Origin of the sequence: Agromyces sp. Marseille-P2726, from assembly GCF_902809835.1 — a bacterium.
In the GTDB taxonomy this organism is placed as follows: Bacteria; Actinomycetota; Actinomycetes; order Actinomycetales; family Microbacteriaceae; genus Agromyces.
In genome coordinates, this window is record NZ_CADDWM010000014.1 from 315,810 (window position 1) to 340,560 (window position 24,751).

Annotated in this window: 25 protein-coding genes and 3 tRNA genes; 14 read left to right on the plus strand and 14 right to left on the minus strand. The window is 68.7% G+C overall.

Features of this window, described 5'->3' with window-relative positions; translation table 11 throughout:
- Window positions 1-49: 49 nt before the first annotated feature.
- Together HUS56_RS10945 and HUS56_RS10950 are read left to right on the plus strand one after the other, a co-directional pair.
- Window positions 50-331, plus strand: coding sequence for a hypothetical protein (locus HUS56_RS10945; RefSeq protein WP_173923467.1), 282 nt, complete (start codon window positions 50-52; stop codon window positions 329-331).
- A gap of 93 nt (window positions 332-424) precedes the next feature.
- Window positions 425-739 (plus strand): hypothetical protein, encoded by a 315-nt coding sequence (locus HUS56_RS10950; RefSeq protein ID WP_173923468.1) that lies wholly within the window; start codon window positions 425-427, stop codon window positions 737-739.
- Here the strand turns inward: HUS56_RS10950 and HUS56_RS10955 are convergent.
- The 9 genes from HUS56_RS10955 to HUS56_RS10995 form a co-directional block, all read right to left on the minus strand.
- Window positions 699-2,177, minus strand: coding sequence for an MFS transporter (locus tag HUS56_RS10955; RefSeq protein ID WP_254431405.1), 1,479 nt, complete (start codon window positions 2,175-2,177; stop codon window positions 699-701). The genes HUS56_RS10950 and HUS56_RS10955 overlap by 41 nt on opposite strands.
- Window positions 2,174-3,904 (minus strand): thiamine pyrophosphate-requiring protein, encoded by a 1,731-nt coding sequence (locus HUS56_RS10960; RefSeq protein ID WP_173923469.1) that lies wholly within the window; start codon window positions 3,902-3,904, stop codon window positions 2,174-2,176. Before HUS56_RS10960 ends, HUS56_RS10955 begins: the two co-directional genes overlap by 4 nt.
- Window positions 3,901-5,400: an aldehyde dehydrogenase gene (locus tag HUS56_RS10965; RefSeq protein ID WP_173923470.1), complete on the minus strand. Its 1,500-nt coding sequence runs from the start codon at window positions 5,398-5,400 to the stop codon at window positions 3,901-3,903. The genes HUS56_RS10960 and HUS56_RS10965 overlap by 4 nt, the downstream gene beginning before the upstream one ends.
- A gap of 85 nt (window positions 5,401-5,485) precedes the next feature.
- Window positions 5,486-6,280 (minus strand): ABC transporter ATP-binding protein, encoded by a 795-nt coding sequence (locus HUS56_RS10970; RefSeq protein WP_173923471.1) that lies wholly within the window; start codon window positions 6,278-6,280, stop codon window positions 5,486-5,488.
- Window positions 6,281-6,291: 11 nt separating this feature from the next.
- Entirely contained in the window at window positions 6,292-7,128 is an 837-nt protein-coding gene (locus HUS56_RS10975) for an ABC transporter permease (protein WP_173923472.1), read from the minus strand.
- Window positions 7,125-7,937: an ABC transporter permease gene (locus HUS56_RS10980; RefSeq protein WP_173923473.1), complete on the minus strand. Its 813-nt coding sequence runs from the start codon at window positions 7,935-7,937 to the stop codon at window positions 7,125-7,127. The genes HUS56_RS10975 and HUS56_RS10980 overlap by 4 nt, the downstream gene beginning before the upstream one ends.
- Window positions 7,938-7,965: 28 nt before the next feature.
- Window positions 7,966-8,994, minus strand: coding sequence for an ABC transporter substrate-binding protein (locus HUS56_RS10985; RefSeq protein WP_173923474.1), 1,029 nt, complete (start codon window positions 8,992-8,994; stop codon window positions 7,966-7,968).
- Between the two features lie 28 nt (window positions 8,995-9,022).
- Window positions 9,023-10,093 carry an amidohydrolase family protein gene (locus HUS56_RS10990; RefSeq protein WP_173923475.1) on the minus strand — a complete coding sequence of 357 codons (1,071 nt, stop codon included), beginning with the start codon at window positions 10,091-10,093 and terminating at the stop codon, window positions 9,023-9,025.
- 163 nt (window positions 10,094-10,256) lie between these two features.
- Complete coding sequence (locus HUS56_RS10995; RefSeq protein WP_173923476.1) at window positions 10,257-11,033, minus strand: IclR family transcriptional regulator; 777 nt, start codon at window positions 11,031-11,033, stop codon at window positions 10,257-10,259.
- A 102-nt stretch (window positions 11,034-11,135) separates the two neighbouring features.
- Between HUS56_RS10995 and HUS56_RS11000 the strand changes: the two genes are divergently transcribed.
- Window positions 11,136-11,810, plus strand: coding sequence for a cysteine hydrolase family protein (locus HUS56_RS11000; RefSeq protein ID WP_173923477.1), 675 nt, complete (start codon window positions 11,136-11,138; stop codon window positions 11,808-11,810).
- On the opposite strand, the gene HUS56_RS11005 is transcribed toward HUS56_RS11000, so the two are convergent.
- Entirely contained in the window at window positions 11,779-12,216 is a 438-nt protein-coding gene (locus HUS56_RS11005) for a VOC family protein (RefSeq protein WP_173923478.1), read from the minus strand. The genes HUS56_RS11000 and HUS56_RS11005 overlap by 32 nt on opposite strands.
- 114 nt (window positions 12,217-12,330) lie before the next feature.
- On the opposite strand from HUS56_RS11005, the gene HUS56_RS11010 reads away from it, so the two are divergent.
- Together HUS56_RS11010 and HUS56_RS11015 are read left to right on the plus strand one after the other, a co-directional pair.
- Complete coding sequence (locus HUS56_RS11010) at window positions 12,331-12,594, plus strand: type II toxin-antitoxin system Phd/YefM family antitoxin (protein ID WP_173923479.1); 264 nt, start codon at window positions 12,331-12,333, stop codon at window positions 12,592-12,594.
- Entirely contained in the window at window positions 12,591-12,848 is a 258-nt protein-coding gene (locus HUS56_RS11015) for a type II toxin-antitoxin system RelE/ParE family toxin (protein WP_173923480.1), read from the plus strand. Before HUS56_RS11010 ends, HUS56_RS11015 begins: the two co-directional genes overlap by 4 nt.
- A 413-nt stretch (window positions 12,849-13,261) precedes the next feature.
- Here the strand turns inward: HUS56_RS11015 and HUS56_RS11020 are convergent.
- From HUS56_RS11020 to HUS56_RS11030, 3 genes are all read right to left on the minus strand, one after another.
- Window positions 13,262-13,334, minus strand: a tRNA-Phe gene (locus tag HUS56_RS11020).
- A gap of 91 nt (window positions 13,335-13,425) precedes the next feature.
- Window positions 13,426-13,499, minus strand: a tRNA-Asp gene (locus tag HUS56_RS11025).
- A gap of 58 nt (window positions 13,500-13,557) precedes the next feature.
- Window positions 13,558-13,630: transfer RNA gene (locus HUS56_RS11030), tRNA-Glu, on the minus strand.
- Between the two features lie 241 nt (window positions 13,631-13,871).
- On the opposite strand from HUS56_RS11030, the gene HUS56_RS11035 reads away from it, so the two are divergent.
- From HUS56_RS11035 to HUS56_RS11045, 3 genes are all read left to right on the plus strand, one after another.
- Window positions 13,872-15,230, plus strand: a complete 1,359-nt coding sequence (locus tag HUS56_RS11035) for a M23 family metallopeptidase (RefSeq protein ID WP_254431406.1) — start codon at window positions 13,872-13,874, stop codon at window positions 15,228-15,230.
- A complete protein-coding gene (locus HUS56_RS11040) occupies window positions 15,227-16,531 on the plus strand; it encodes a C40 family peptidase (RefSeq protein WP_173923481.1) in 1,305 nt (434 codons plus the stop codon). The genes HUS56_RS11035 and HUS56_RS11040 overlap by 4 nt, the downstream gene beginning before the upstream one ends.
- A 217-nt stretch (window positions 16,532-16,748) precedes the next feature.
- Window positions 16,749-17,726: a type IV toxin-antitoxin system AbiEi family antitoxin domain-containing protein gene (locus tag HUS56_RS11045; protein WP_173923482.1), complete on the plus strand. Its 978-nt coding sequence runs from the start codon at window positions 16,749-16,751 to the stop codon at window positions 17,724-17,726.
- Between the two features lie 127 nt (window positions 17,727-17,853).
- Here HUS56_RS11045 and ppa read toward each other — a convergent pair whose 3' ends face one another.
- Complete coding sequence (gene ppa, locus HUS56_RS11050; protein WP_173923483.1) at window positions 17,854-18,339, minus strand: inorganic diphosphatase; 486 nt, start codon at window positions 18,337-18,339, stop codon at window positions 17,854-17,856.
- Window positions 18,340-18,453: 114 nt separating this feature from the next.
- Here ppa and tilS point away from each other — a divergent pair, with 114 nt between their 5' ends.
- The 6 genes from tilS (at window position 18,454) to ftsH (ending at window position 24,729) form a co-directional block, all read left to right on the plus strand.
- On the plus strand, window positions 18,454-19,461 hold the full coding sequence (gene tilS, locus HUS56_RS11055; RefSeq protein ID WP_173923484.1) for a tRNA lysidine(34) synthetase TilS: 1,008 nt from the start codon (window positions 18,454-18,456) through the stop codon (window positions 19,459-19,461).
- 60 nt (window positions 19,462-19,521) lie between these two features.
- Window positions 19,522-20,073, plus strand: a complete 552-nt coding sequence (gene hpt, locus HUS56_RS11060) for a hypoxanthine phosphoribosyltransferase (RefSeq protein WP_173923485.1) — start codon at window positions 19,522-19,524, stop codon at window positions 20,071-20,073.
- Window positions 20,074-20,167: 94 nt separating this feature from the next.
- Complete coding sequence (locus HUS56_RS17325; RefSeq protein ID WP_254431407.1) at window positions 20,168-20,953, plus strand: MFS transporter; 786 nt, start codon at window positions 20,168-20,170, stop codon at window positions 20,951-20,953.
- Window positions 20,899-21,819 (plus strand): cyclic nucleotide-binding domain-containing protein, encoded by a 921-nt coding sequence (locus HUS56_RS11065; RefSeq protein WP_254431433.1) that lies wholly within the window; start codon window positions 20,899-20,901, stop codon window positions 21,817-21,819. Before HUS56_RS17325 ends, HUS56_RS11065 begins: the two co-directional genes overlap by 55 nt.
- A gap of 46 nt (window positions 21,820-21,865) precedes the next feature.
- Window positions 21,866-22,588 carry a DUF2652 domain-containing protein gene (locus HUS56_RS11070; protein ID WP_173923487.1) on the plus strand — a complete coding sequence of 241 codons (723 nt, stop codon included), beginning with the start codon at window positions 21,866-21,868 and terminating at the stop codon, window positions 22,586-22,588.
- A gap of 122 nt (window positions 22,589-22,710) precedes the next feature.
- On the plus strand, window positions 22,711-24,729 hold the full coding sequence (ftsH, locus tag HUS56_RS11075) for an ATP-dependent zinc metalloprotease FtsH (RefSeq protein ID WP_173923488.1): 2,019 nt from the start codon (window positions 22,711-22,713) through the stop codon (window positions 24,727-24,729).
- The last annotated feature ends 22 nt before the right edge of the window (window positions 24,730-24,751 follow it).

Sequence of the window (24,751 nt, forward strand, 5' to 3'; positions counted from 1 at the left end):
ATCGGGTCGATCCCTCAGACTGGCTGGGCGAGACGGAACGGGGTAGCCGATGCTGCAGGCTTGGATCACCATCGACGGGCGGGCGCACTTCCTCCCGCCCGAGCTCGATACCGAGGCGATCATGAAGGCGATCACCGATCAGCTGCGCGCGGGCGGGGGTTTCGTGGAGCTGGTTCGTACACCCGAGCGGGTGTGGAACGTGCTCGTGTCACCGGGGATGAGCCTGTCCATCGAGGTCACCCAGGAGGAGGATCCGGTCCCGGGGACCGTCGCCGACTCGCAGCAGGCGCCGCCGGCGCAGACCTACCTCGACGATCTCGACGTGTTCTGAGTGAATAGCAGGGGCGTCAGCCGGGATTCAAGCCCCGAACGGCTCCGCCCGCACGCCGCGCGTTCGCGCTAGCGTTTGCGCCGGGAGGATCAGATGGGACGACTGCACTACGGCAACCACACATTCGAGATGGACGATCGCCTGCTCGCCCATCTGCAGCTCATCATCGGCGTGAAGCTGCGCCGCGGCGAGAACTTCTTCATGGCATGGAAGACGCCCCCCTCCTCGGGTGAGCGACGGCAGGCCATCTGGATCGATAACGGCGCGCACCTCTACTTCGAGTACGCCAGCGGTCTGGAGCCCGAGCTGAACATGGCGTGGGCGGAGAAACTCGCCGACTCCGCGGGCAAGGGCGGCGGCCTCATCATCATGGCCGAAGACCTTCCGCTGACGCCCGACGAGAGCTGACGTGCGAGCTCGGGACGCGTCGACCCCGCGGCATCCCGAACGCAGCGACCAGGTGCACGAGTGCGAATCCCGCGACGACCACGAACACCGCGGTGCTCGCCGTCAAGACCACTGACGGATCCTGCTGCCCAGAGGGGCCGGTGTCGAGCACGCTCTTCGCCACCGCGCCCAGGACGGCGACGCCGATCGCCTGCCCCAGCGAGCGGAAGAAGGTCACGAGGCCCGTGACGACCCCCCGCTGATCCCAGCTCACGCTCTCCTGCACCGCCACCAGACCGGGGACGGTCGTGAAGCCGAAACCGATGCCGATCACCGCCGCGCACAGCGCGACGATCCACGGGGACGGGAAGGATGCGCACGCGGCGAGGCCCGCTGCCCCGGCGAACGTGGCCACCGCGCCGAGCACCGTCGTGGGCCACAGCCCCCACCGTAGGTAGAGCCGTGCCGCAAGGGCCGAGGCAACCGGCAGCCCGATCGCCATTGCGGCGACGGCGACGCCGGCCCACACCGGTGAGATGCCGGCCGAGATCTGCAGGTACGTCGGTGCGAACGCCGTCAACCCCACCATGATCGCGCCCATCATCACGCCGAGCACGGCGAGCACGACGACGAGCCGACGTCGGAACAGGGGGAGCGGGATGATCGGCTCGGCGGCGTACCGTTCGCGAACGAGGAACGCCATCATCAAGACGCCTCCGACGGCGAACAGGCCGATGCTGATCGGCGAGGTCCACTCCCAAGCGTCGCCGCCTTCCAGCAGGCCGAGCATGATGAGTGTCAGGGCTCCGGTGATCAGCACGGCACCCGGGTAGTCGATGCGATGCCGCCGTCGCTCGAGCTGCTCGTGGATGTTGCGATGCACGAGCCATGCCGTCAGGATGCCGAGCGGAAGGTTGATCAGGAAGACCAGCCGCCAGGCATCCAACATGGCGAAGACGCCGCCGACGGCCGGGCCGACCACGCTCGCCGTTGCCAGCGTCACCGCGAGGTATCCCTGGATCCGTGCGCGCTCCTCGCGGGTGTACAGGTCGCCGATGACGGTGAGGGCGAGGAGCTGGATCGAGCCACCGCCGAGCGCCTGCACGATGCGGAAGGCGATCAACGACGGCATGTCCCAGGCGAGTCCGCACAGCACGGATCCGAGGATGAACACGACGATGCCGAACATCAGCAGCCGCTTGCGTCCTATGGTGTCGGCGAGCTTCGAGAATACCGGCACCGTGACCGTCATCGTCAGCAGGTAGACCGAGAACAACCAAGGGAACGACGCGAACCCGCCGATGTCGGCGACGATCGACGGGATGGCGGTGGAGATGACCCAGGCCGACATGCCGATGAGGAACGTCGCCAGCAGCATCGCCAGCAGCGCCGGACCGCGAGCGGAGCGCAGTCCGATGCCGTCGGAGACCGATGCAGTGCTGCTGCCGGGCAGCGTCACAGCGCGTCTTCCGGCTGACGGGAGATGGCGTCCAGCCGCACGGACACGACGGCTGCGGTGCCCGCGGCCACGTGGGCGAGTCCCGTGCGCAGCGCGTCCGCGAGGTCGTCGTACTCGGTCACCGTCGTCCCCCAGGCGGATCCGGCCGCGCCGGCGATACCCGGCAGGTCGGCGGTCTGCTGCAGGTTCACCCAGTACCGATCGGTGCGATCGGCGAGCTGCCCTGCGTGCTGACGCTGCAGGTTGCGCTTCGTGGCGTTCCAGCCGCCGTTGTCGAGCACGACCGTCAGGACGGGGATGCGGTACCGGTCGGCGATCCAGTAGGTCGACGAGGGGACGCTGAAGAAGAACGTGCCGTCACCGACGATGCTGACGACGGTCCGATCCTGCACGGCGAGCTTCACGCCGAGCGCGCCTCCACCCGACCAGCCGAGGGAAGTGCCGCGATTGCCGAAGAGCGTGCCGGGCTTGCGGCGCGGCAGGTGCTTCCAGATGGTCGGCGCCTCGGAGATCGCCTCATTGAGCACGATGGTGTCGTCGTCGATGAGTCCGGAGAGCACGTGCGCGACACTGGCCGGCGTGAGGCGCTGGTTCGCGGCATCCGTGGTCGCTGTCTCGGTCAACGCCGAGCGCTGTTCTCGTCCTTGGGCAGCGACGGCCGCTGCGCGCCGCTCGATCCGTCCGTCGTCGTCGCTCGGCGCGACTCGGTCGAGGAGCTGGTCGAGCAGCATCTCGCCGTCGGCTCGGACGAAGTGGTCGGCCGGCGCATACCAGAGCGGGATCGCCTCCTGCAGGGGATCCTCGTTGATCACGTACACCCTCGCGTCGTCGCGAGGCCGGGCGGTCGCCGCCAGCCAGGGCGCATCCGTGTCGAGCGCGATGACGAGATCGGCCTCGGTGATCATGCGGTGCGGGTCGTCGCCGCCGTGGGGCGGGTGGTCGTGCGGAAAGCTGAGCACCTCGGCGTTCACCTCGACGACTGGGATGGCGAACCGCTCGGCGAACTCGACGAGCTTCGCCACGGCCGTCTGGCGGCGTCCGAGGTAGGTCGTCACGACGAGGGGATGCCGCGACCGCCCGAGATCGTCGAGAAGTCCGTCGATCAGCTGCTCGGGCGCCGCCATGCGAGCCACCGGCCGCCATTGCCGCGGCGACACCTCCGCGCGCGGGACGTCCTCGGCGAGCACCTCGCGCGCACCGGTCAGGTACACCGGACCGGCCGGCGCACTCGCGGCGAGCTGCAGCCCACGATGCACGAGCTGCGGAGCGTTCCGCCCGGTGCGGATGTCGTAGCTCCACTTCACGTACTGACGCACCAGCGCGTGCTGATCGGGCGCGTCCTGCAGGTGGTTGATGTGGGTGTTGCGCGACCCGGGCAGTTCACCCTCGAGGGTGTATGGCGTGAGGCCGGCGAAGATGAAGACCGGCACCCGCGAGCGTGCGGCGTTGTGCACGGCGCCGCCGAGGTTGGCCGTGCCCACGTCGGTGTGGATGAAGACGGCTTGCGGCTCGCCGGTCACGGCCGCGTAGCCGTGCGCCGCACTGAGGGCCGTGTACTCGTGCGGGCAGAGCACGACGGCAGGGCTCGGGATGCCCCGCTCCCGGTCGGCCGCGAGCGCCTCGATGATCGCAGGGTGATCGCTGCCGAAATTCGCGAACAGGTACCGGACGCCTGCCTCGCGCAGCGCATCGATCAGGACGCTCGCCGTCGACGCCGTCTTCGTCACGAAGCGTCCCGCTCGGGGAACGACTGGACGTCGACGCTCTGGAACTGCAGGTACTCGTCGATCCCGTAGGGGGAGGCCTCCCAGCCGATGCCGCTCTGCTTCCAGCCGCCGAACGGGATCTCGCGGGAGCCCACCGGTGTGAAGAGGTGGTTGTTGACGATCGTCATCCCCGCTTCGATGCGCGATGCGACGTCGAGGGCGCGGTCCACCGATCGCGACCAGACCGACGAGCACAGGCCGTACTCGGTGTCGTTCGCCATCGCGATCGCCGCGTCTTCGGTGTCGTAGGCGACGATCGGAAGGATCGGGCCGAACTGCTCCTCGCGCACGATCTCGTCGTCGTGCTGTGCATCCAGCACGAGCGCCGGCATCAGGTAGTACCCGTCGTTCCACGCGTCGGGATCGAGTGCGGTGCCCACCTCGCGGACGTCGCGACCCAGGGCGGTCGTGCGCTCGCGAAGCCCCTGGACCTTCTCGAGCTGACCGGCGTTGTTGAGTGGGCCCATGGTGGCGCGCTCGTCGAGCGCATCGCCGACGGTGATGCGCTCTGCGCGCTTGACCAGGAGGCGCGCGAACTCGTCGGCCTGCGACCGTGGGACGTAGATCCGCTTCACGGCGAAGCAGACCTGGCCCGCCCGTCGGAAGGCGGACTCGACGATACGGTCGGCGGTGGCCTCGAGATCGGCGTCGTCGAGCACGATCGCCGGGTCGTTGCCGCCGAGCTCGAAATGCACGCCCGTAAGGGTGTCTGCGGCCTGCCTCATGATGTGGCGTGCGGTCTCGCCGCCCCCCGTGAACGAGATCTTGCGTACCTCGCGGTGCCCGATCAGCGCAGCACCCACCTCGCCGCCGCCGTTGACGACGTTGACGACCCCCGGCGGGAGGATCGATGCGGCGATGCGCGCGATGAGCGTCACCCCGAGCGGTGCGAAAGGGGATGGCTTGAGCACGACGGCGTTCCCTGCCGCGAGGGCGGGAGCGAGCTTGTTCGCGGTCAGGATGAGCGGCGCGTTCCAGGGCACGACGCAGGCGACCACGCCGAACGGCCGTCGATGCACCCGGACGAACTCACCAGCAGGGCCTGACGGGTGCTCGACGGGCGAGAGCTTCTCGACGAGGTACGCGGCGACGTCGCGGAAGGCCGCGCCGGTGCCGATCAACTCGCGTCGCACGATCGGACGCACGCTGCCGTTCTCCCGCGCGACGAGCGTCGCAAGGTCGTCCGCCTGTGCGTCGATCTCGTCCGCGATCCGTGCGAACAGCTCGATCCGGTGCTGCGGCGACGTCGCCGCCCATGCGTGCGCGGCAGCGACGGCGGCGTCGACTGCCGCGTCGACGTCCGCCGCCGTGCCATCCGCAACCGCACCGACGAGCTCGCCCCGCCGACTGGGGTTGCGTACCTCGATCTCGCGATCGGCCGGCAGCTCCCGACCGCCGATCAGCTGGCCGAGTCGCACCGGCGTGATCGTCGATGACATCGATTCCACGTGTTCCATGTCTCCATGCTCTCTGTGCTGGCTGTGCGCTCCGTGCTCGCGCTCGCGCTGCGTGCTCGCGCTTCCCATTCGAGGGGTGTCCGTATCAGTCGTCGTTGGGCATCACGAGCGAGAGCAGGTGACTGCGCAACTCGAGGAACGTCTCGCTCGACCGCGTCTCCACCTGCGACCTCTCGGCACCCAGGGGCACGGTCACCACTTCCTTCACGACGCTCGGATTCTTCGACAGCACGACGATGCGGTCGCTCAGGTAGATCGCCTCGTCGATGTCGTGGGTCACGAGCACGACGGTGATTCCCAACTCGCGTCGGACCTTCAGGATCAGGTCCTCGAGGTCGAACCGGGTCTGCGCATCGACCGACGCGAATGGCTCGTCCATCAGGAGCAGCTCGGGCCGATACGACAGGGAACGCGCGATCGCGACGCGCTGCTGCATTCCGCCCGACAGCTCCCACGGGTACTTCTTCTCGACGTGCCCGAGGCCGACGCTCGTGAGCGCTTGGGTGACGCGCTGCGCCCGCTCCGACTTCGGCACGCCGCGGGCCGCGAGCGGCAGCGCGACGTTCTTCCCGTTGGTGAACCACGGGTAGAGCGAGCGACTGTAGTCCTGGAAGACCAGCCCCAGCTGCTCGGGCACGCTGTCGAGCGGCTCGCCCTCGAACGCGATGGATCCTGCGCTGGGTGCTGCGAGTCCCGAGATGCAGCGAAGCAGGGTCGTCTTGCCGGCGCCGCTGGGACCGACGATGCAGACGAACTCGCCCTTCTCGACCAGGAACGACACCCGATCGATCGCCATGTTGGCCTGGTCGGTGCCTTCGTTGTAGATCTTGCGGAGGCCGTCGACGGCGAGTACGGCCGTATCGGTCTGCGTGATGGTCATGATTGGTCCTCCTACGATCCGCCCAGCGCGCGTGATCGGTAGTACCAACGCAGCGCGATGCGCTCGACGAACATGAACAGGTAGTTCAGCAACGTGCCGATGAGTGCGAGGACCAGGATGCCGGTCCACATCTTCTTGATGGCGAATTCCGCCTGCGCCTGCAGGATGAAGTAGCCGATGCCCGACTGTGCCGCGACCATCTCGCTCACCACGACCAGGATGATGCCGACCGTCAGGCTGGCGCGGAGTCCGGCGGCGATCTGGGGTGCGGCGCCGGGCAGCACGAGCGTGAAGTACGTGCGCCAGCCGCCCAACCGGAGCGCGCGAGCGGTGTCGAACTTCACGGCATCGATGCCGCGCATGCCGTCGAGCGTGTTGAGCAGCGTCGGCCAGATGGAACCGAGCGCGATGAGCGCGATCTGGCGCATGTCGCCGATGCCGAAGATGGCGATCATCGCGGGCAGCAGCGCAGGTGCGGGAAGGACGTAGAGGAAGTAGATGAGCGGGTTGGTCGCGATCCTCACGTGCTCGTAGCGCCACAGGAGGGATCCGCCGACGATGCCGATCGTCACCCCCAGCACGTATCCGAAGAACAGGTTCTGCAGGCTCGAGGTGGCGTTCGGCCAGGCTCCGAAGACGACCCACTGGTTCCAGGTCTCCGCGAGGATGTCGGCCAGCGGCGGGAAGAACGGCGACGTGCTGTTGGCGCTCACCACCCACCAGAGCACCACCAGGAGGGCGGGCAGCCACAGGACGGTCGCGATGCGACCGAAGCGTCGCCGTGCCTCGGTCGATGCCGGCACCTTCGTGCGCTCCGTCGGAACGGCGCTGGTCGTGAGGCGGCTCATGCTCGTCCAACCTTGCTCGAGGCGCGGATGTTGCGCTGGGATTCGTGCCAATGCATGACTCTGCGTTCCATCAGGAAGAAGGCACCGGTCAGGAGGATTCCGAGCAGACCCGCCACGATGATGTACGCGTACATGGTCGGATACGCGGTCGTCCCCGAGTTCTGGGCGAGCAGGATGTTCCGGCCGATCCCCTCGGCACCGCCGACGATCTCCGCGACGATCGAGAGGATCAATGCCTGCGCAGATGCGATCCGCATGCCCGTGACCAGGTAGGGGGATGCGCTCGGGATGCTGACCCAGAAGAAGCGACGCGGGCCGCGGACCCCGAGTGCCCGCGAGGTGTCGAGCACCACCGGGTCCATCGACTGCACGCCGTAGATCACCTGGATGACGAAGGGCCAGAACGCCGCGAAGCAGATCAGGAAGACCTTCATCGGAAGGGTCGATCCGAGGACGAGGATGACGAGCGGCAGGATCGCGATCGAGGGGATCGCCTTGAACAGCTCGATGACGGGCGCGGCGCTGCGTCGGGCGAACCCGTTGAAGGCGAGCGCCGTTCCGACGACGAGCCCCAGCACGATCGTGATCACCATGCCGATCAGCCAGCCGAGCATGGTCGCTCCCACCGCGCTCCACAGCCGCTCCGAGCCGAACTCCCGCCACAGCGCTTCGAGCGAGTCGGTCATCGACGGGAACTGGAGCGGGCTCACGACTCCCGCGGCCGTCACCAGTTCCCAGAAGAGGAGCACGACGAGCACCGTCAGCGACGGCAGGATCCATCGGATCCATCCATGTGCTGGCATGCTCATCGTGCTCCCTCCCGTGACGATCGCCGTGCTACTGCAGGGCGCCCGGCCATACCAACGTCGAGACGTCGAGCTTCTCGATCGCCGCCTTCACCGAGGCATCCTCGGTGAACTTCGTCAGGAACCCCTGCGCGCTCTCGAACGCATCGAGGTTGACGTACGGCACGCCACCGATGTTCCAGCGCGCTCCTGCCGCCTGCTCCTCCGTGAGCCCGAGGCCGGGCACCAACGCCTCACGAGCCCCGTCGGGGTCCTCACTCGCCGCCTCGATCGACTCGATCATCGCGTCGGAGAACGCCTGCACCGTGTTCGGGTTCTGGTCGATGAACGACTGCGACGTGTTGAAGAACGTCGTCGCGGTGTTCTTGAACATGACGCGGTTGTTGTACCCGAGAGCCACGCCGCCCGCGTTGAGGGCGTCCTCGGCGAACGGCCACTGCATCACCGCGGCATCGACATCGCCGTTCGCGAGTGCGGCCGCCATCTGCCCGAAGGGCAGCTGAACCAGCTCGATCGCCTTCGCATCGGCGCCGGCCTCGTCGGCGAGCGCCCAGGTGGTGAGCGTGTTCATCGAGGACAGGCCGACGGTCGCCAAGCGCTTGCCCTCGAGGTCCTTGAAGTCGGTGATCCCCGATTCGGCGGAGGCGATCGTCACGGTGCCCTCGTCGTCGGGCTTGATCTGACCCTCGATGGTCGAGACCGTTCGCAGCGGGATGCCGTTGGCATTCGCCGTGATGACGTGAACCACCGTGGCGAAACCGAAGTCGTACTGCCCACTCGCGATGCCGGAGACGATCGCCGCGACGTCGGTCTGCGGGACGATCTCGAGGTCGAGGCCGTGCTCTTCGAAGATGCCGGAATCGATTCCATGGAAGAGTGGCGCGAACTGCGACGAGGGGTTGATCGCCACGGTCAGGCTGGACTTCTCCGGCGTCGTGTCGGCGTTGGCGTCGCCTTCGTCGTTGCTTGCTGCGGGCGCCCCCGAGCAGCCGGCGAGGAGGAGGCCGGCGCCGGCGATCGCCGCGATGCCTCCGAGTGCGCGTCGTCTGAGGAACTTCATTGTCTGCCTCATTTCTTGTTGGCGGTGATTACTTCTGGTCGGATGTGACTGAGGTGGCGTATTCAGTTGTGCGGTCGGGGAGCCCGAGAAGATTCGACACGTTGCGGTGGTAGATCGCCTCCCGGTCGGCGTCCGTGAGGATGTCCATCTCCTGGAGGTTCGCGATGGTGGAGCGGATGTATCCGGGGCCCTTCTCCGGGTCGAACGGCGAGTCCGATCCGAAGAGCGTGTGGTCCACGCCGAAGAACTTGATGGCCGTGCGCATCGAGTCGCCCGCGCCGAAGTAGGCCGTGTCGACGTAGAACTTCTTGAAGTACTCGATCGGCCGCTGGGTCAGCGGGTAACCCGCGATGTCCTCGGCCTGGTCGGCCGGGGTCCGGGCGCCCAGCTGGTCCCAACCGGGTCCGACACGGCCCGCGAAGTGCGGGATCATCGCCCCGCCGTGATGGATCAGGATCTTGATGTCGGGAAGCCGCTCGAAGATCCCGGCGAAGACGAGCCGCGACATGAACGCCGACAGGTCGTACTCCCAGCCGAGTGTCCACCAGATCTCGAACTTCGACCGCTGCTCGGTCTTGTAGTCCGCCCAGCTCGAGTCTCGGCAGGGGTGGACCTGGATCATCTTGTCGCCTCGGCGCGCGACGGCCTCATAGAAGGGGAAGAACCGCTCCTGGTCCATCGGGCCGCCGTGGAAGTGGGTGTAGATCTGCACACCCACAGCTCCGAGCTCGTCGAAGGCGCGCTCGGTCTCGACGATTGCCGCGTCCACGTCGTCGAGCGAGACGGCCGCGCAGAATCCCGCGAAACGGTCCGGGTGGTCGGCGACGATCTCGGCCATGCCGTCGTTGGCGATTCGCGCGAGTTCTACGGTGCGCGCTGCGGGGCCCAGGTCCTCGAGCGGCGGCGCCGCGGTGTTGATGATCTGTCGGTAGTCCTCGCCGAACTCGTCCATTATCCGCAGTCGCACGTCGAGATCGACGAGTGCGGGAACTCCGCTCACCCGCTTCTGGATGTTGCGCGCGACGGGACTGTCGTCGATCGCGAACAGTCGCTCCGCATAGGCGGGAGGCAAGAGGTGACAGAAGGCATCGATCTTCATCGGCCGGTTCCTTTCCGATTCCGCGGCTCTGCGGTCTCATGACGCCACGCCAGCCAAGCCAGCCGGTTCGGCGCGGACAAGAGATCGGGGCGGAAGATTCCGCAGTGCAGAATCCCGGCGGGGGCTGCAGCGCCAGGTCGCCGCTCGTCGCTGCAGATCCTCGCTACAGATCCGCGTGGGCGAGGGTGGCGCGGATCTGGGCCGCGCACTCCCGAAGCTCGATCACGAGCTCGCGGATTCTCCGGTTCCGGAGGCGGGCGCTCGGGCCCGACATCGCCACGGCGGCGATCGTGCGGCCGACCGGATCCTTCAGGGGGACGGCGACGGCGGTCAGCCCGGCCTCGCTCTCCCCCTCGTTCACCGCATACCCGCGCATCATGACGAGCGCGAGCTCGTCGACGAGCTGCGTGAACGTCTTCGTGCGCGGGGTGAGCTTCCGGAGCCCGCGCGGATACATCTCTCTGAGCGTGTCCCGCGACAGTTCGGCCAGGAGCACCTTTCCGCCCGACACGGCATATGCCGGCAGCAACGTGCCGGTGAGCACTCTCGTGCGCACCCGCTGGTCGCTCTCGAAGCCGGCGACGAACTGCACGTTCGGGCCCTGCAGCACGAGCAGGTTGACGGTCTCGCCGATCCGCCCCGCGAGCGCCTTGAGGTGGGGCTCGGCGGCCTCCCGCAGGTCGAACGAGCCGGTGCTCCGCACGCCGAGCTCGATCAGCGCCGGGCCGGCGCGGTAGGCCTTCGTCACCCGGTCCTGGGAGACGAAGCGCCGAGCGGCGAGGGTGGTCAGCAGTCGATGCGCCGTCGAGGGCGCGATGCCGAGCTCACTGGCTGCCGTGGTGACCCGCAGGTCCCGATGCCGATGCAGGAGCAGCAGGATCTGCAGCGCGTGATCGACCGATCCGATGCGATATCGGGGACCATCACCCGCCTCCGCCACGCCAGCATCATAGCTTTCCGTCATCCGATCGCCCCGGGTTGCCATCGTTGCGGGGGCCGCTATGGTGGCCGGAACAGCCATCTCCCAGAAGGACCGAACGCTATGGCCGAACGCCCCTACCGTTACGATCCGGCACACGCGGCGCTCGTCGTCGTCGATGTGCAGAACGACTTCTGCCATCCCGAAGGCTCGGTCGCGACGATGGGGAGCGACGTGTCCGCCGCGGTCGAGATGGTTCCTCGCCTCCGGTCGCTCATCGATCAGGCCCATTCCGTCGGTGTCCCGGTCGTGTTCGTGCAGACGCTGCACGACGACACCAACGACACGGCGATGTGGCTCGGGCGCGTCACCGCCGAACCGGGCGGCGTGCAGACCGGACGCATCTGCCGCACCGGATCGTGGGGAGCGGAGTTCTACGGCGTGACTCCTGGCTCCGACGATACGGTCGTCACCAAGCACCGGTTCTCGGCCTTCGTCGGAACGAACCTCGACATCGTGCTGAAGACGCTCAGCGTCCGTTCCCTGCTCGTCACCGGCGTGGCCACCGAGGTGTGCGTGGAGTCCACACTCCGCGACGGGTTGTCGGCGGAGTACTTCGTCTCGCTCGTCGAGGACTGCGCGGCGACGTACACCGCGGAGGCGCACGAGAGCTCGGTGCGCAACGTGCGGCGCAACTTCGGCACGGTGGTGACGAGCGACGAGCTGGTCGGCATATGGGCCGGGATCACGCCCGTCGGATCGGCGGTCAGTTCTTCTTCAGTTCCTCGGCGAGCATGACGAGGATGCCGCTCGGACCGCGCAGGTACGTCAGCTTGTACACGTCCTCGTAGGTCGCCACGCCCCGGAGCGGTCGGCAACCGTGCCGCGCGGCGATCTCGAGCGCTTCGTCGAGGTCATCTACTGAGAACGCGACACGGTGCATGCCGATCTCGTTGGGACGGGTGGGCTCCGTCTCGATCGCGTCGGGAGTGATGTACTCGAACAGTTCGAGGCGACCGTTCCCATCAGGCGTCTCGAGCATGGCGATCTTCGCGTGGTTGCCGTCGAGGCCGACGGCGGTGTCGGTCCACTCGCCGCTGACCGTGTCGCGGCCGATGACCGTGAGCCCGAGGTCGGTGAAGAAGGCGATCGTGGCTTCGAGGTCGCGAACGGCGATCGCGACGTTCTCAAGTTTGATGGCCATGCGGTGCATGCTACCGACCCCGGGGTTCGCGCTCATGTATCCCTAAATAGACTACAAGTGGACACTTTGCCCAATAGGTACAATGTGTACGCAATTGAGGGTAGACTCAGCGACATGGTTGCGGTAAATGAGACGGTATCGACTCGGCAGTTGCGTGAGGGGCTGGCTGAGGTGATCGGCCGTGCCGCTTACGCGCACGAGCGGGTTGGCATCACCCGCCACGGCAAGCTCGCCGCGGTGGTAATCAGTGTCGAGGATCTTGAGGCGCTGGAGGCGTTCGAGATGGCTCGTGACGTCGAGGAGTTCCGCGCAGCAAGACGTGATGATGACGGTGGCCGCGTGTCGCTTGATGAGCTGCGCGCTGAACTCGCGGAGTGAGCTATCGCGTCGAGTTGACCACTGCCGCCGCGCGGCAGGTTCGAAAGCTCGAGCCTGCCGCCCGGCGGCGAGTGGTGGTCGCGCTTGGCGAACTCGAGGTCGACCCGAGACCGGCCGGCGTGAAGAGGCTGACCGGGGTCGACAATGCTTGGCGAGTTCGCGTCGGTGACTACCGAATCCTCTACGAGATCGAGGATGATGTGGTCCTGGTCACGGTGTTCCGGGTCGCGCACCGCCGCGAGGTCTACGAGTAAGAAAACGAGTGCCGGCCCGAGCGGACAACACCCGTGATTCGCGCTGGAGGATCGGAATGCGCGGCAGTCGACAGATCCGCTGAACGACCGGTGAACGGACGGCGCTCCAACTGTCGAGGCAAGTGCGTACCGGGCGGTGGACCGCACGGCCAGTGCACAACAGGATCCCGACAGCTGGTGCGTGGAGCTGCGGGCCGCCGGTGCTCGGTCCACGATCGCAACGCGAGGGGACGCCCGTTTCGGTCGTCGGCGATGAGGGCGAGGTAGAGTTCCAGAATCGCGCCGTCGCCAGCGCAGGGAACCGAAGAGCGCGCCCGCCGACCTTGATGGCACAGCCTCACCGGCGACCCGGCGGAATTGCCCGCTGAAACAACAAGAGCCCAAGAGCCCCGGTTGCGCGGGGGTTTTGACTGTGGCTCCGACCGGCATCGATCCGGTGACCTTTCGATTTTCAGTCGAACGCTCTACCAACTGAGCTACAGAGCCTCGCGGCATCCGACCGACCGAAACCGGTGCCGATACCTCGATCAAGGAGAAAGGCCCCTTCTCTCGAAAGGGAAAGGGCCTGTCGCCTGAGCGACCCTGACGGGACTTGAACCCGCGACCTCCGCCGTGACAGGGCGGCACGCTAACCAACTGCGCCACAGGGCCTCGTGTGTGTGCTGTCTCCAACACACCGAGCTATTGAATTGTAACTGCCTTCGTGGTGTGACCCCAACGGGATTCGAACCCGTGCTGCCGCCGTGAAAGGGCGGTGTCCTAGGCCACTAAACGATGGGGCCGGGTGGCCATGCCGGGCATGACCGCCGACAAGCAAGCATACGTGTCGACGCCGCCGATGGCAAAACGACGGCGGCGAGCGCTGCTGAGCGGCTCGAACGAATGCCGCGAGCCGCTGCCTGCGGCATCCGCCACACCCGCGCTCAATCCCCGGAAAGCCCCGACCCCGCGCCTATCGTGAAGGCTGCCACTGCCCGCTGGAGCGAGGAGCGCGGGGCTGCGAGCCCGCGCGAACGGGGGACCATGGACCGCACGAGCGACCGCCGCACGGCGATCGCGCGAGCCCGGATGTCGCGACCGAGGCCCGCGACTCGCCGGCCGATCGGCGAGCGACGCGGTGGCGTGCGCCGGGGCATTCGGCACGTGATGGCGTCGCTCTCGATCGCGGCCATGGCGCTGGGCGGATCGATCGCCGTACCGGCGACCGGCGCGCAGGCCGCCGACTACCCGACGTGGGAGGAACTGCAGGCGGCGAAGGCCAACACGGCCGCGGGTGCCGCGGCGGTCGTGCAGGTCACGGCCCTCATCGCGCAGCTCGAGGCCAACGTCGCCGCGACGCGCGCTGAGGCCGAACGTCGCACCGACGAGCTCATCATCGCGCAGCAGAAGTTCGACGACGCCGTGTTGCGGGCCGAACAGCTCCAGGCCCAGGCCGACGCCGCGGCCGCGGAGGCCGCCACCGCCCAGAAGAACGCCGGCCAGGTGGCCGCGCAGCTCTACCGTGCCGGCAGCGGCGACGTGGGCGTGAACCTGTTCCTCGACGCGGGGAACGCGGCGGCGACCGAGGCGCTGCTCGCGAAGCTCGGCAGCATGGAGAAGATGGTCGAGCGCACGTCGGGCATCTACAACCGCGCGCAGGAGAAGCGGAACTCCGCACAGGCGCTCGGCGACCAGGCCGCGGTCGCCCGGGCCGAGCGCGAGAAGCTGCGCATCGCCGCCGAGGAGGCGCTCGCCGCCGCGCAGGCCGCGCAGGCCGCGGCGGAGGCGGCCCTCGCCGAATCCCAGGCGAAGAAGATCGAGCTCGAGCAGCAGCTCGCGTTCCTGAAGGACACCGAAGCGAAGACGGCAGCCGCCTACGAAGAGGGCGAGCGGATCCGCCGCGAAGAAGAAGAGCGACGGCGCCGCGAGGAAGAAGCCCGGATGCGCGAGGCCATGGCGAACGGCGGACCCTCTTCGGTCGCCAGCTCTGGATGGGCGCGACCCGCCTGGGGTCGCATCACGTCGGGCTACGGTGCTCGCGGCTCGATCTGCACGGGGGGCGGGTGCTCGAACTCGTTCCACTACGCGGTGGATCTGGGCACCGGATGCTCCGCACCCATCTATGCGGCCAACAGCGGCATCGTGCGGTTCGCCGGCTGGTCGGGCACGTACGGCAACTACGTGCAGATCGACCACGGCGGCGGCGTCTGGACCGGGTACGCGCACATCCGGCCCGGCGGCACGTTCGTCGGCACCGGCCAGTGGGTCAACTCGGGCGACAACATCGCCTCGAGCGGCACGACCGGCGCCTCCACCGGATGCCACCTCCACTTCGAGGTGTTCGTCGGCGGCGGTCGCATCAACCCGATCTCGTTCATGGCCGATCGCGGGATCTACTTTTGAGCGAGCACCGCACTCGTCCGGTGTCGCGGGTCAAGCCCGCGACGCTCTTCTCGGCCGTCGCGGTGGGCGCCGTCACGGCGTCGGTCGTCGCGTCGGGCGGCCCCGCGATGGCCGAACCCGACTACCCGTCGTGGAGCGACATCGAGCAGGCGAAGCAGAACGAGCAGACGAAGCAGGCCGAGATCGCGCGGGTCGCCGACCTGCTCACCGGCCTCCAGCGGGCAGCGGATGCCGCGGTGCAGGCATCGATGATGGCCGATGAGGCGTACCGCGTGGCGGTCGACCAACGCGACCGGGCGGCGTCCCGCGAGCGGGCGCTCGGTGAGCAGGCCGACCAGGCCGACGCTGTCGCCGAGATCTCGAAGATGCGTGCCGGACTCCTCGCCGCCCACCTCGCCAAGACCGCCGGTGCCGACCTCAGCGCGACGCTCGCGTTCTCGGGCGACACCGGCCTGCTCGAGCAACTCGGCATGGCCTCGAAGCTCGGCGAGCAGTCGAATGCGGTCTACGAGCAGGCGATCGCCGACCGCAACACGGCTGACGCATTGCGAGAGCAGGCGGCGGATGCCGCGGCCGAACGCGAGCGGCTCGCCGCCCTCGCCGAGGCGAAGGCCGACGACGCACGCGAGGCCGCCGACGCGGCCAACGCCGCGGTGACGGTGCAGGAGCAGAAGTCGGAGGAGCTCTACGCGCAGCTCGCGAGCCTCAAGGACACGACGGCGGAGCTCGAGCGCCAGCGCTTCGAGGGTCAGGCTCGAGAGGCGGCGGAGGCGGCCGCCGCAGCGGCCGAAGCTGCCCGGCGTGCACAGCAGGCGCCCGCCCCTGTCCCTGCAGCACCACCACCAGCCCCCGCGCCCGGTGGATCGACCGGAGGCGGGCCGGCTCCGGCCGCTCCCGCTCCCGCACCGGCTGCTCCGGCGCCGCCCGACGCCGGCGCCGTCGAGACGGCGATCTGGTTCGCGAGCCAGCAGCTCGGCAAGCCGTATCGCCTCGGGGGAGCAGGCCCGAACGTGTGGGACTGCTCGGGCCTCACGAAGGTCTCGTACGCCCAGGCGGGCATCTCCATCGGCACCCACCCGGCGACGAACCAGTACCGGACGCTGGCGGCGCGCGGCCTCGCGGTGCCGCTCTCGCAGATCCAGCGCGGCGACCTGCTGTTCTGGGGCGGTGGCGGCGACTACTACCACGTCGCGATCTACCTCGGCGGCGGACGCATCATCGAGGCGCCTCGCGACGGCGTGCCGGTGCGCGAGTACTTCATCTGGGGATCCCCGGCCGCCGCCGCCCGCCCCGCCGGCTGAACGCCGCGCTTCCTCCTCGCCTGGCATCCTTCGTCGGCCGCGCGACGACCTCTTGTCGGTGGACGACGCGTTCACCAGGTCGTGTGCCGTCAAACGGTCGTCGCGATGTGCGGTGTGCACGTCAAGCGTCCTCAACAGCGCCCCGATGCTCTCGTCCTCTGCACATGACGAGCTCTGCAAGAGGTGAAGGGATGTCGCGAGCTGCGAGCGTGTCCGGATGCATTCCGAGTTCCTCACCACCAAGGAAGGCTTCGTGCTCGCGCGCGACGCCCGCGCCGCGGGTCTCGCGTCGTCGCTGGCCGCGGCCGTTTCCGATGGCGCACTCGAACGGGTCCGCCGTGGCGTGTACCGGGCACCCCTTCCATCCGACCCGGCTCTGTCTCGGCCGCAGCGGGCAGCGCTCCGATACCGCGCACAGGTGATGGCGGCCCCGCACACCATGCGTTCACCGATCTTCACCTCGTACTCGGCGGCGGTCATCCACGGGCTGCCGATCATCGGCGAATGGCCGGCCGAGGTGTACGTCATGGCTCCCGACCGCCACGGCCACCGGCGCCGAACCGCCGTTTCGGTGGCGCGGATCGGTGAGTTCGCCGTCGCATCGGTCGATGGCGTCGTCGTGACATCCGTCGAGCACACGCTCATTCAGCTGTGCCGTCACGCATCCCTCGGCGCGGCGCTCGTTGCGGTCGACGCCGCGCTCCGTGCGATGCCGTGGGAAACGACGACTCCCTCGACGACGATCGAACGGCTGACCGCCGAACACGAACGGTTACGGCCCTACGCCGGGAGCCGTCGAACCGACGCGGTACTCCGGCGCGCGACGTCGCTCGCGGACACGCCGCTCGAAACGTGCAGTCGCCTCGTCATGGAGGAGTTCGGCGTCCCGGAACCGACGCTGCAGCACCGGCTCTGGTTGCCCGAACTCGGGGAGTGGGGGTACCTCGACTTCTACTGGCCCCAGTTCGATGCCGGCGGCGAGGCGGATGGCGACGGGAAGTACCTCGGCGGCGGAAGCGGGGCGGCCTCAGCCCGGACGGTCGTGCGCGAGAAGAAGCGCGGGGCCGCGGCGCGGCGACGGCTGCGCGCATTCGACCGCTGGGACTGGCCCGAGATGTGGGCCCGCACACCGCTCGTCCACCGCCTGCGCCGACTCGGCCTGCCCGTGGGCGCCCGTCGGCTGCGGCTCTTCTGATCATGGCATCCGCTGCCGTGACGACCTATTGCGCGGTGGAGGACGTCTGGGAGAGGTCGTGTGCCGTCAAGTGGTCGTCACGGGCGGATTGACACCGTTCGGCGGGAGCGCCGGAATGGAAACGGCGTCAGTGACCCGGGAATGCCTCGATCGCCTTCTGGATCAGGCGCTCCGCCTCCGCGGCATCCGCCCAGCCCTCGGTCTTGACCCACTTGCCGGGCTCGAGGTCCTTGTAGTGCTCGAAGAAGTGCTGGATCTCCTTGCGCGTGAACTCGGGCACGTCGTCGACGTCCTGGACGTGGTTCCAGCGCGGGTCGCCGGCCGGAACCGCGATGATTTTCGCATCGCCGCCGCCGTCGTCGACCATGTTGAACACGCCGACCGGGCGCACCTTCACCCCGACCCCCGGGAACAGCGGGTACTGCGTGAGCACCAGCACGTCGAGCGGGTCGCCGTCGTCGCCGAGCGTGTTCTCGAAGAAGCCGTAGTCGGTGGGGTACTCGAAGCTCGTGTAGAGCACGCGGTCGAGGAACACTCGGCCCGTCTCATGGTCGACCTCGTACTTGTTGCGGCTCCCCTTCGGGATCTCGATGACGGCGGCGTATTCGCCCATACTGGTTCTCCTTGTTCCGAAACGCTGGATCCTGGTGCGCTGCGACGATGCGCGATGCGAAAGCATGCCGGGCCGCCTCGAAACGCGGCACGAACGGCGGAATAAGGTTACTTGATGCCTTCCGACCAGCCGACGGATGCCGCGGCCGCGCGCCGCCCGCGGCTGACACCGCCGATCGCCGACGTGCGCCGCGCCGTTCGCGGCGTGCTGCCCGCCGAGGGTCCCGTACTGGTGGCCCTGTCGGGCGGCGCCGACTCGCTCGCGCTCGCCGCGGGCGTCGCGTTCGAGGCACCGCGGGCGGGACTTCGGGCCGGTGCAGTGATCGTCGACCACGGGCTGCAGGAGGGATCGGCGGATGTCGCGGCTCGCGCCGCGGCGCAGGCGCGCGAGCTGCGGCTCGACCCCGTGGTGGTGCGCCAGGTCGACGCGACGGGCGGAGGCGGACCCGAGGCATCCGCTCGTGCCGCTCGCTACGCCGCGCTCGACGAGGTCGCCGACGAGACCGATGCCGCGCTGGTGCTGCTCGGCCACACGCTCGACGACCAGGCCGAGACGGTGCTGCTCGGTCTCGCCCGCGGATCGGGTGCCGCGAGCCTCGGCGGGATGCCCGCCAGGTCGGGTCGGTACGCTCGTCCGCTGCTGGGCATCCGCAGGTCGACCACGCGGCAGGCCTGTCTCGACGCTGGTCTCGAGCCGTGGGACGACCCGCACAACGTCGACCCGTCCTATGCGCGCGTGCGAGTGCGCGAACGGGTGCTGCCCGTGCTCGAAGCCGAGCTCGGGCCCGGAATCGCCGAGGCGCTCGTGCGCACCGCCGAACAGCTGCGCGAAGACGAGGAGGCGTTCGACGCGCAGATCGGCGAGTTCATCGAAGAGGTCTGCGAACCCGCCGAGGCCGGCATCGCGGTTTCGGTAGGTGCGCTCGCCGCGAACCCGGCCGCGCTCCGCCAGCGCATCATCCGGCACGTCGTCGCGTCGGAGTTCGGCGTCTCACTGAGCCGCACGCAGACCCTCGAGGTCGCTCGACTCGTGACCGAGTGGCGAGGGCAGGGCCCGATCGACCTGCCCAGCGGCATCCGGGCCCGCCGTGAGCACGGGCTCATCGTCTTCGCCGCGGGCTGAGCGCCTCGGCATCCCGCTAGGCTCGTGGCATCCGCCCGCCGCACGACCCGAGGGAGCAGCATGGACGCGCGCGAGATCGACGCCGACCTCACCGAGGTGCTCGTCACCGAGGAGCAGATCCACGAGAAGCTCGCCGAGCTCGCCCGCCGCATCGAGGCCGACTACGAGGGCCGAGACCTGCTGCTGGTCGGCGTGCTGAAGGGCGCGGTCATGGTGATGGCCGACCTCGCACGCGAGCTCAGGCCGCACGTGAGCATGGACTGGATGGCGGTCTCGTCGTACGGCGCCGGCACGCACTCGAGCGGCGTCGTCCGCATCCTGAAGGACCTCGACACCGACCTCACCGGGCGCCACGTGCTCATCGTCGAGGACATCATCGACTCGGGCCTCACCCTGAGCTGGCTGCTCGGCAACCTCGAATCCCGCGGTGCCGAGTCGGTGGAGATCTGCGCGCTGCTGCGCAAGCCCGATGCCGCGAAGGTGGATGTCACGGTGAAGTACCTCGGCTTCGACATCCCGAACCAGTTCGTCGTGGGCTACGGCCTCGACTACGCCGAGCGGTACCGCAACCTGCGCGACGTGGCGATCCTCGCGCCGCACGTCTACAGCTGAATCACCGGGTTTCGAGACCCGACCGCTGAGCGGTCGCTCATCAACCCGCAGGAGCGATCGACCACGCCTCGACCCGAGGCCCTAGAGTCATCCCATGGCCGATGGCCGGCCCCTGAGCCAGGTGCGCAAAGCTGTCGCTGCGTTCACGAGCAACGTGCGCAACGCGAACCTCCGTCGCGCCCAGCTGAGCTTCCTCGGCGCATGGACGGCCGAGTGGGCGTTCACCGTCGCGCTCGGGATCGTCGCCTACCGCGACGGCGGCGCCGTGGCCGTCGGGCTCGTGGGGCTGCTCCGGATGCTCCCGTCGGCGATCTGCGCGCCGCTCCTGTCGCCCATCGCCGACCGAGGACGCCGCGAGCGAGTGCTGATCCTGGTGTCGATCGTGCGCGGCGCCGCGACCGCGGGTGCGGCAGTCGTGATCGCGCTCGCGGGGCCCGTGGCCATCGTCTATGCGCTCGCGGTGTTGTCCACGGTCGCCGCCACCCTCTTCCGTCCGGCGCATTCGGCGCTCCTGCCGTCCCTCTGCCGCACGGGCTACGAGCTGGCCAGCGCCAACATGGTGCGGGGCCTGCTCGACTCCGCCGCGACGCTGGTCGGCCCGTTGCTCGCCGCGGTGCTGCTCCAGTTCACCGACGTGGCCGTGGTGTTCGCGGTTGCCGCCGCGGCCTCCCTCTGGGCGGCCGCCCTGCTGGCGCGCCTGCGCTACGACGCGCCGCCGCGCCCCCCGGCCCCCGCGCCGTGGCACGCAATCGCGGCCTCGCCGTCATCGTCGGCCTGGCCGGCGCGCAGGCGTTCACGCGGGGCGCGCTCACCGTGCTCTCGGTGGTGGTCGCGATCGAGCTGCTGGGTACCGGCGAGCCGGGGGTGGGCGCCCTCATGACCGCAGTGGGTGTCGGCGCCGTGCTCGCCTCGCTGTTCGCCTCGTTCCTCGTCGGCACGCGCCGGCTCGGTGCATGGTTCGCCATCGGGGTCGCGCTCTGGGGCCTGCCGCTCGCCCTCGTCGGCGTGTTCCCCCAGCAGGCGGCGGCGCTGTTCCTGCTCGCGTTCATCGGCGTGGGCAACGCCCTCATCGATTTGGCCGGGTTCACGCTGCTCGGCCGCCTTGCTCCCGACGAGGTCCTCGCCCGGGTCTTCGGCGTGCTTGAGAGCATGGTCGCCGTGTTCATCGGCATCGGGGCCGTCGTCGCGCCGGCGGTGATCGGATGGATCGGGGTGCAGGGTGCGCTGGTGGCCATCGGGCTCGTCTGCCCGGTGCTCGCGGTGGCCGCGTGGCGTCGGCTGCGGGCGCTCGATACGACGGTGCACGCCCTGGACGCGGATGTCGCGCTGCTCCAGCGCGTGCCGATGTTCGCCACCCTTCCGCTGCCCTCCATCGAGCAGCTGGCGCGTGGTCTCGAGACGGCGGAGGTGCCCGCCGGCAGGGCGGTGTTCACGCAGGGCGACGTCGGCGACCGCTACTACGTGATCGAGTCGGGCGAGGCCGAGGTGGTCGGCGACGGTCGCGTCGTGACGACGCTCGGGCCCGGCGAGGGATTCGGCGAGATCGCGCTGCTGCGTCGCACGCGCCGCACCGCGACCGTCTTGGCTCGGACACCCCTCCTGCTGCGGGCGCTCACCGCGGAGCACTTCCTTCCCGTCGTGCTCGGGTACACCGCGAGCGCCCGGGAGGCGGCGGTGGCCGTCGACAGCGAGCTCGACCGGTTCTCGCCGAAGGATCCGTCGGGGGAGTCGGCGAACCCATCCTGAAGAAGTCCTCCGTTGTGGCGGAGGGGTGATGGTGAGATCGTGAGGCATGAAGTCCGGCCGTGCCGTCCTGCTGATCGCGGACATCGGTGGCTACACCGACTACATGAGCACGCACCGCATGAGCCTCGCGCACGCCGAGGTCAACACCGCGCGCATGCTCGAGAAGATGATCGATGCCGCCCCCGGATTCGAGCTGATCGAGATCGAGGGCGACGCAGCCTTCCTCTCACGCCAGGCCGATGACGGCGACGCCGATGCCGAGATCACCGTGATCCTCGACGCCGCGGCCGCCATGCATCGGGCGTTCCACCTCGAGCGCTCCTACGTCGCGGCGAATCTCTGTCCCTGCGCGGGCTGCAAGGAGGCGGCGCAGCTCAAGCTGAAGTTCGTGGCGCACGTCGGCGATGTGGCGACGCAGGCCATCCGCGAGCGGATCAAGCTCGTCGGGATCGACGTCATCCTCGTGCACCGGCTGCTGAAGAACCCCGTCGGCATTCCCGAGTACGTGCTGCTCTCGGAGGAGCTCTACCGCACCGCCGAGGAATCCCTGCCGGCGCCCGCCCACGAGGTCTCGCCCGAACTCGAGGGATTCGGAACGGTTCGCGCCTACTACCTCGACGTCGGCGAACTCGACGGCGCCGACGAGCTAGCGCCGCAGCCTTCCTGGCCGGGACGCCTCGGAAGGACCGCGGTGGCCGCCGGGCTCGGCCTCCCGTACCAGCTGGGCCTTCGTCGCTCCCGCCGCGACGCCGCTCCGGTCGTCGAATAGGCCGGCGCGTCATACCCCGACGGTGCTGTACGACGGGCCACGGGTGGGTCCGGTGCGGGCCGTGCAGCCCTCAGCGAACGGGGAGCCGGCCCACAGGAACAGGACGGTAGCCTTGCAAGACCATGAACATGAAGAAGATCCTGCGCGGGCCGATCATCTACATCCTGCTCGCGATCGTCGCCGTGTGGATCGGATCGAGTCTCATCACCTCCTCGGGATTCCGGGAGGTGTCGACGCAGGAGGGCCTGCAGCTCCTGCAAGACGACAAGGTCTCGGCCGTCAAGATCGTCGACGGCGAGAACCGCGTCGACCTGACGCTCGCCGAGGCCGATGAAGAGCTCGGCACCCAGGTGCAGTTCTACTACGTGACGCCGCGGGGCGAAGACGTCATCGCGGCCGTCGACGCGGCCGACCCCGCAGACGGTTTCACCGACGAGGTTCCCCAGCCGAACTGGTTCCTCTCGATGCTCGGCATCCTGCTGCCGCTCGTGCTGATCGGCCTCTTCTTCTGGATCATGCTGTCGGGTATGCAGGGTGGCGGCAATCGCGTCATGCAGTTCGGCAAGTCGAAGGCGAAGCTCGTCTCGAAGGAGAGCCCGAAGGTCACGTTCGACGACGTCGCCGGCGCCGACGAGGCGATCGAGGAGCTCCACGAGATCAAGGAGTTCCTGAAGGAGCCGGCGAAGTTCCAGGCCGTTGGCGCGCGCATCCCCAAGGGCGTGCTGCTCTACGGCCCTCCCGGCACCGGAAAGACCCTGCTCGCCCGCGCGGTCGCCGGCGAGGCCGGCGTGCCGTTCTACTCCATCTCCGGTTCCGACTTCGTCGAGATGTTCGTCGGCGTCGGTGCGAGCCGAGTGCGCGACCTCTTCGACCAGGCGAAGCAGAACGCCCCGGCGATCATCTTCGTCGACGAGATCGACGCCGTCGGCCGCCACCGCGGCGCCGGCCTCGGCGGTGGGCACGACGAGCGCGAGCAGACCTTGAACCAGCTGCTCGTCGAGATGGACGGCTTCGACCCCAAGACGAACGTCATCCTCATCGCCGCGACGAACCGTCCCGACATCCTCGACCCCGCGCTCCTGCGCCCCGGTCGATTCGACCGCCAGATCGGCGTCGACGCACCCGACCTCAAGGGCCGTCAGAAGATCCTCGAGGTGCACTCGAAGGGCAAGCCCCTCGCCAAGGGCGTCGACCTCGAGGTGCTCGCGCGCAAGACCCCGGGATTCACCGGTGCTGACCTCGCGAACGTGCTGAACGAGGCCGCGCTGCTCACGGCACGCTCGAACGCGCAGCTCATCGACAACCGTGCCCTCGATGAGGCGGTCGACCGCGTGATCGCCGGTCCGCAGCGTCGCAGTCGCGTGATGAAGGACAAGGAGAAGCTCATCACGGCGTACCACGAGGGCGGACACGCGCTCGCGGCCGCGGCGATGAACTACACCGACCCGGTCACCAAGATCACGATCCTTCCCCGTGGTCGTGCCCTCGGGTACACCATGGTGCTGCCCCTCGAAGACAAGTACTCCGTGACCCGCAACGAGCTCCTCGACCAGCTCACCTACGCCATGGGCGGACGGGTCGCCGAAGAGATCGTCTTCCACGACCCGTCGACCGGTGCCTCGAACGACATCGAGAAGGCCACGTCGACCGCCCGCAAGATGGTGACCGAGTACGGCATGTCGGCCAACGTCGGCGCCGTCAAGCTCGGCCAGTCTCAGGGCGAGGTGTTCCTCGGCCGTGACATGGGCCACCAGCGCGACTACTCCGAAGAGGTCGCCGAACGCGTCGACCTCGAGGTGCGCGCCCTCATCGAGCAGGCGCACGACGAGGCGTGGCAGGTACTCAACGCGAACCGCGACATCCTCGACGTGCTCGCCGCCGAGCTCCTCGAGCACGAGACCCTCGACCACAACCAGATCGCCGAGATCTTCAAGGACGTGAAGAAGCTGCCCGAGCGTCCGCTCTGGCTGTCGAGCGACCGCCGGCCCGTCTCCGACCGCCCCCCGATCGCGTTCCCCGACGACAAGATGCCGATCGACCAGGGCGCCGTCGACGGGGGCGTCGACTCCGGCGGTACGTCGGTGGAGGAGCCGGCCGCGGCACGCGCCCCGCGCACCAAGCCGCGCCCCGCCACGGCGTAGTCGCTCGCGACGCGAAGAGGGA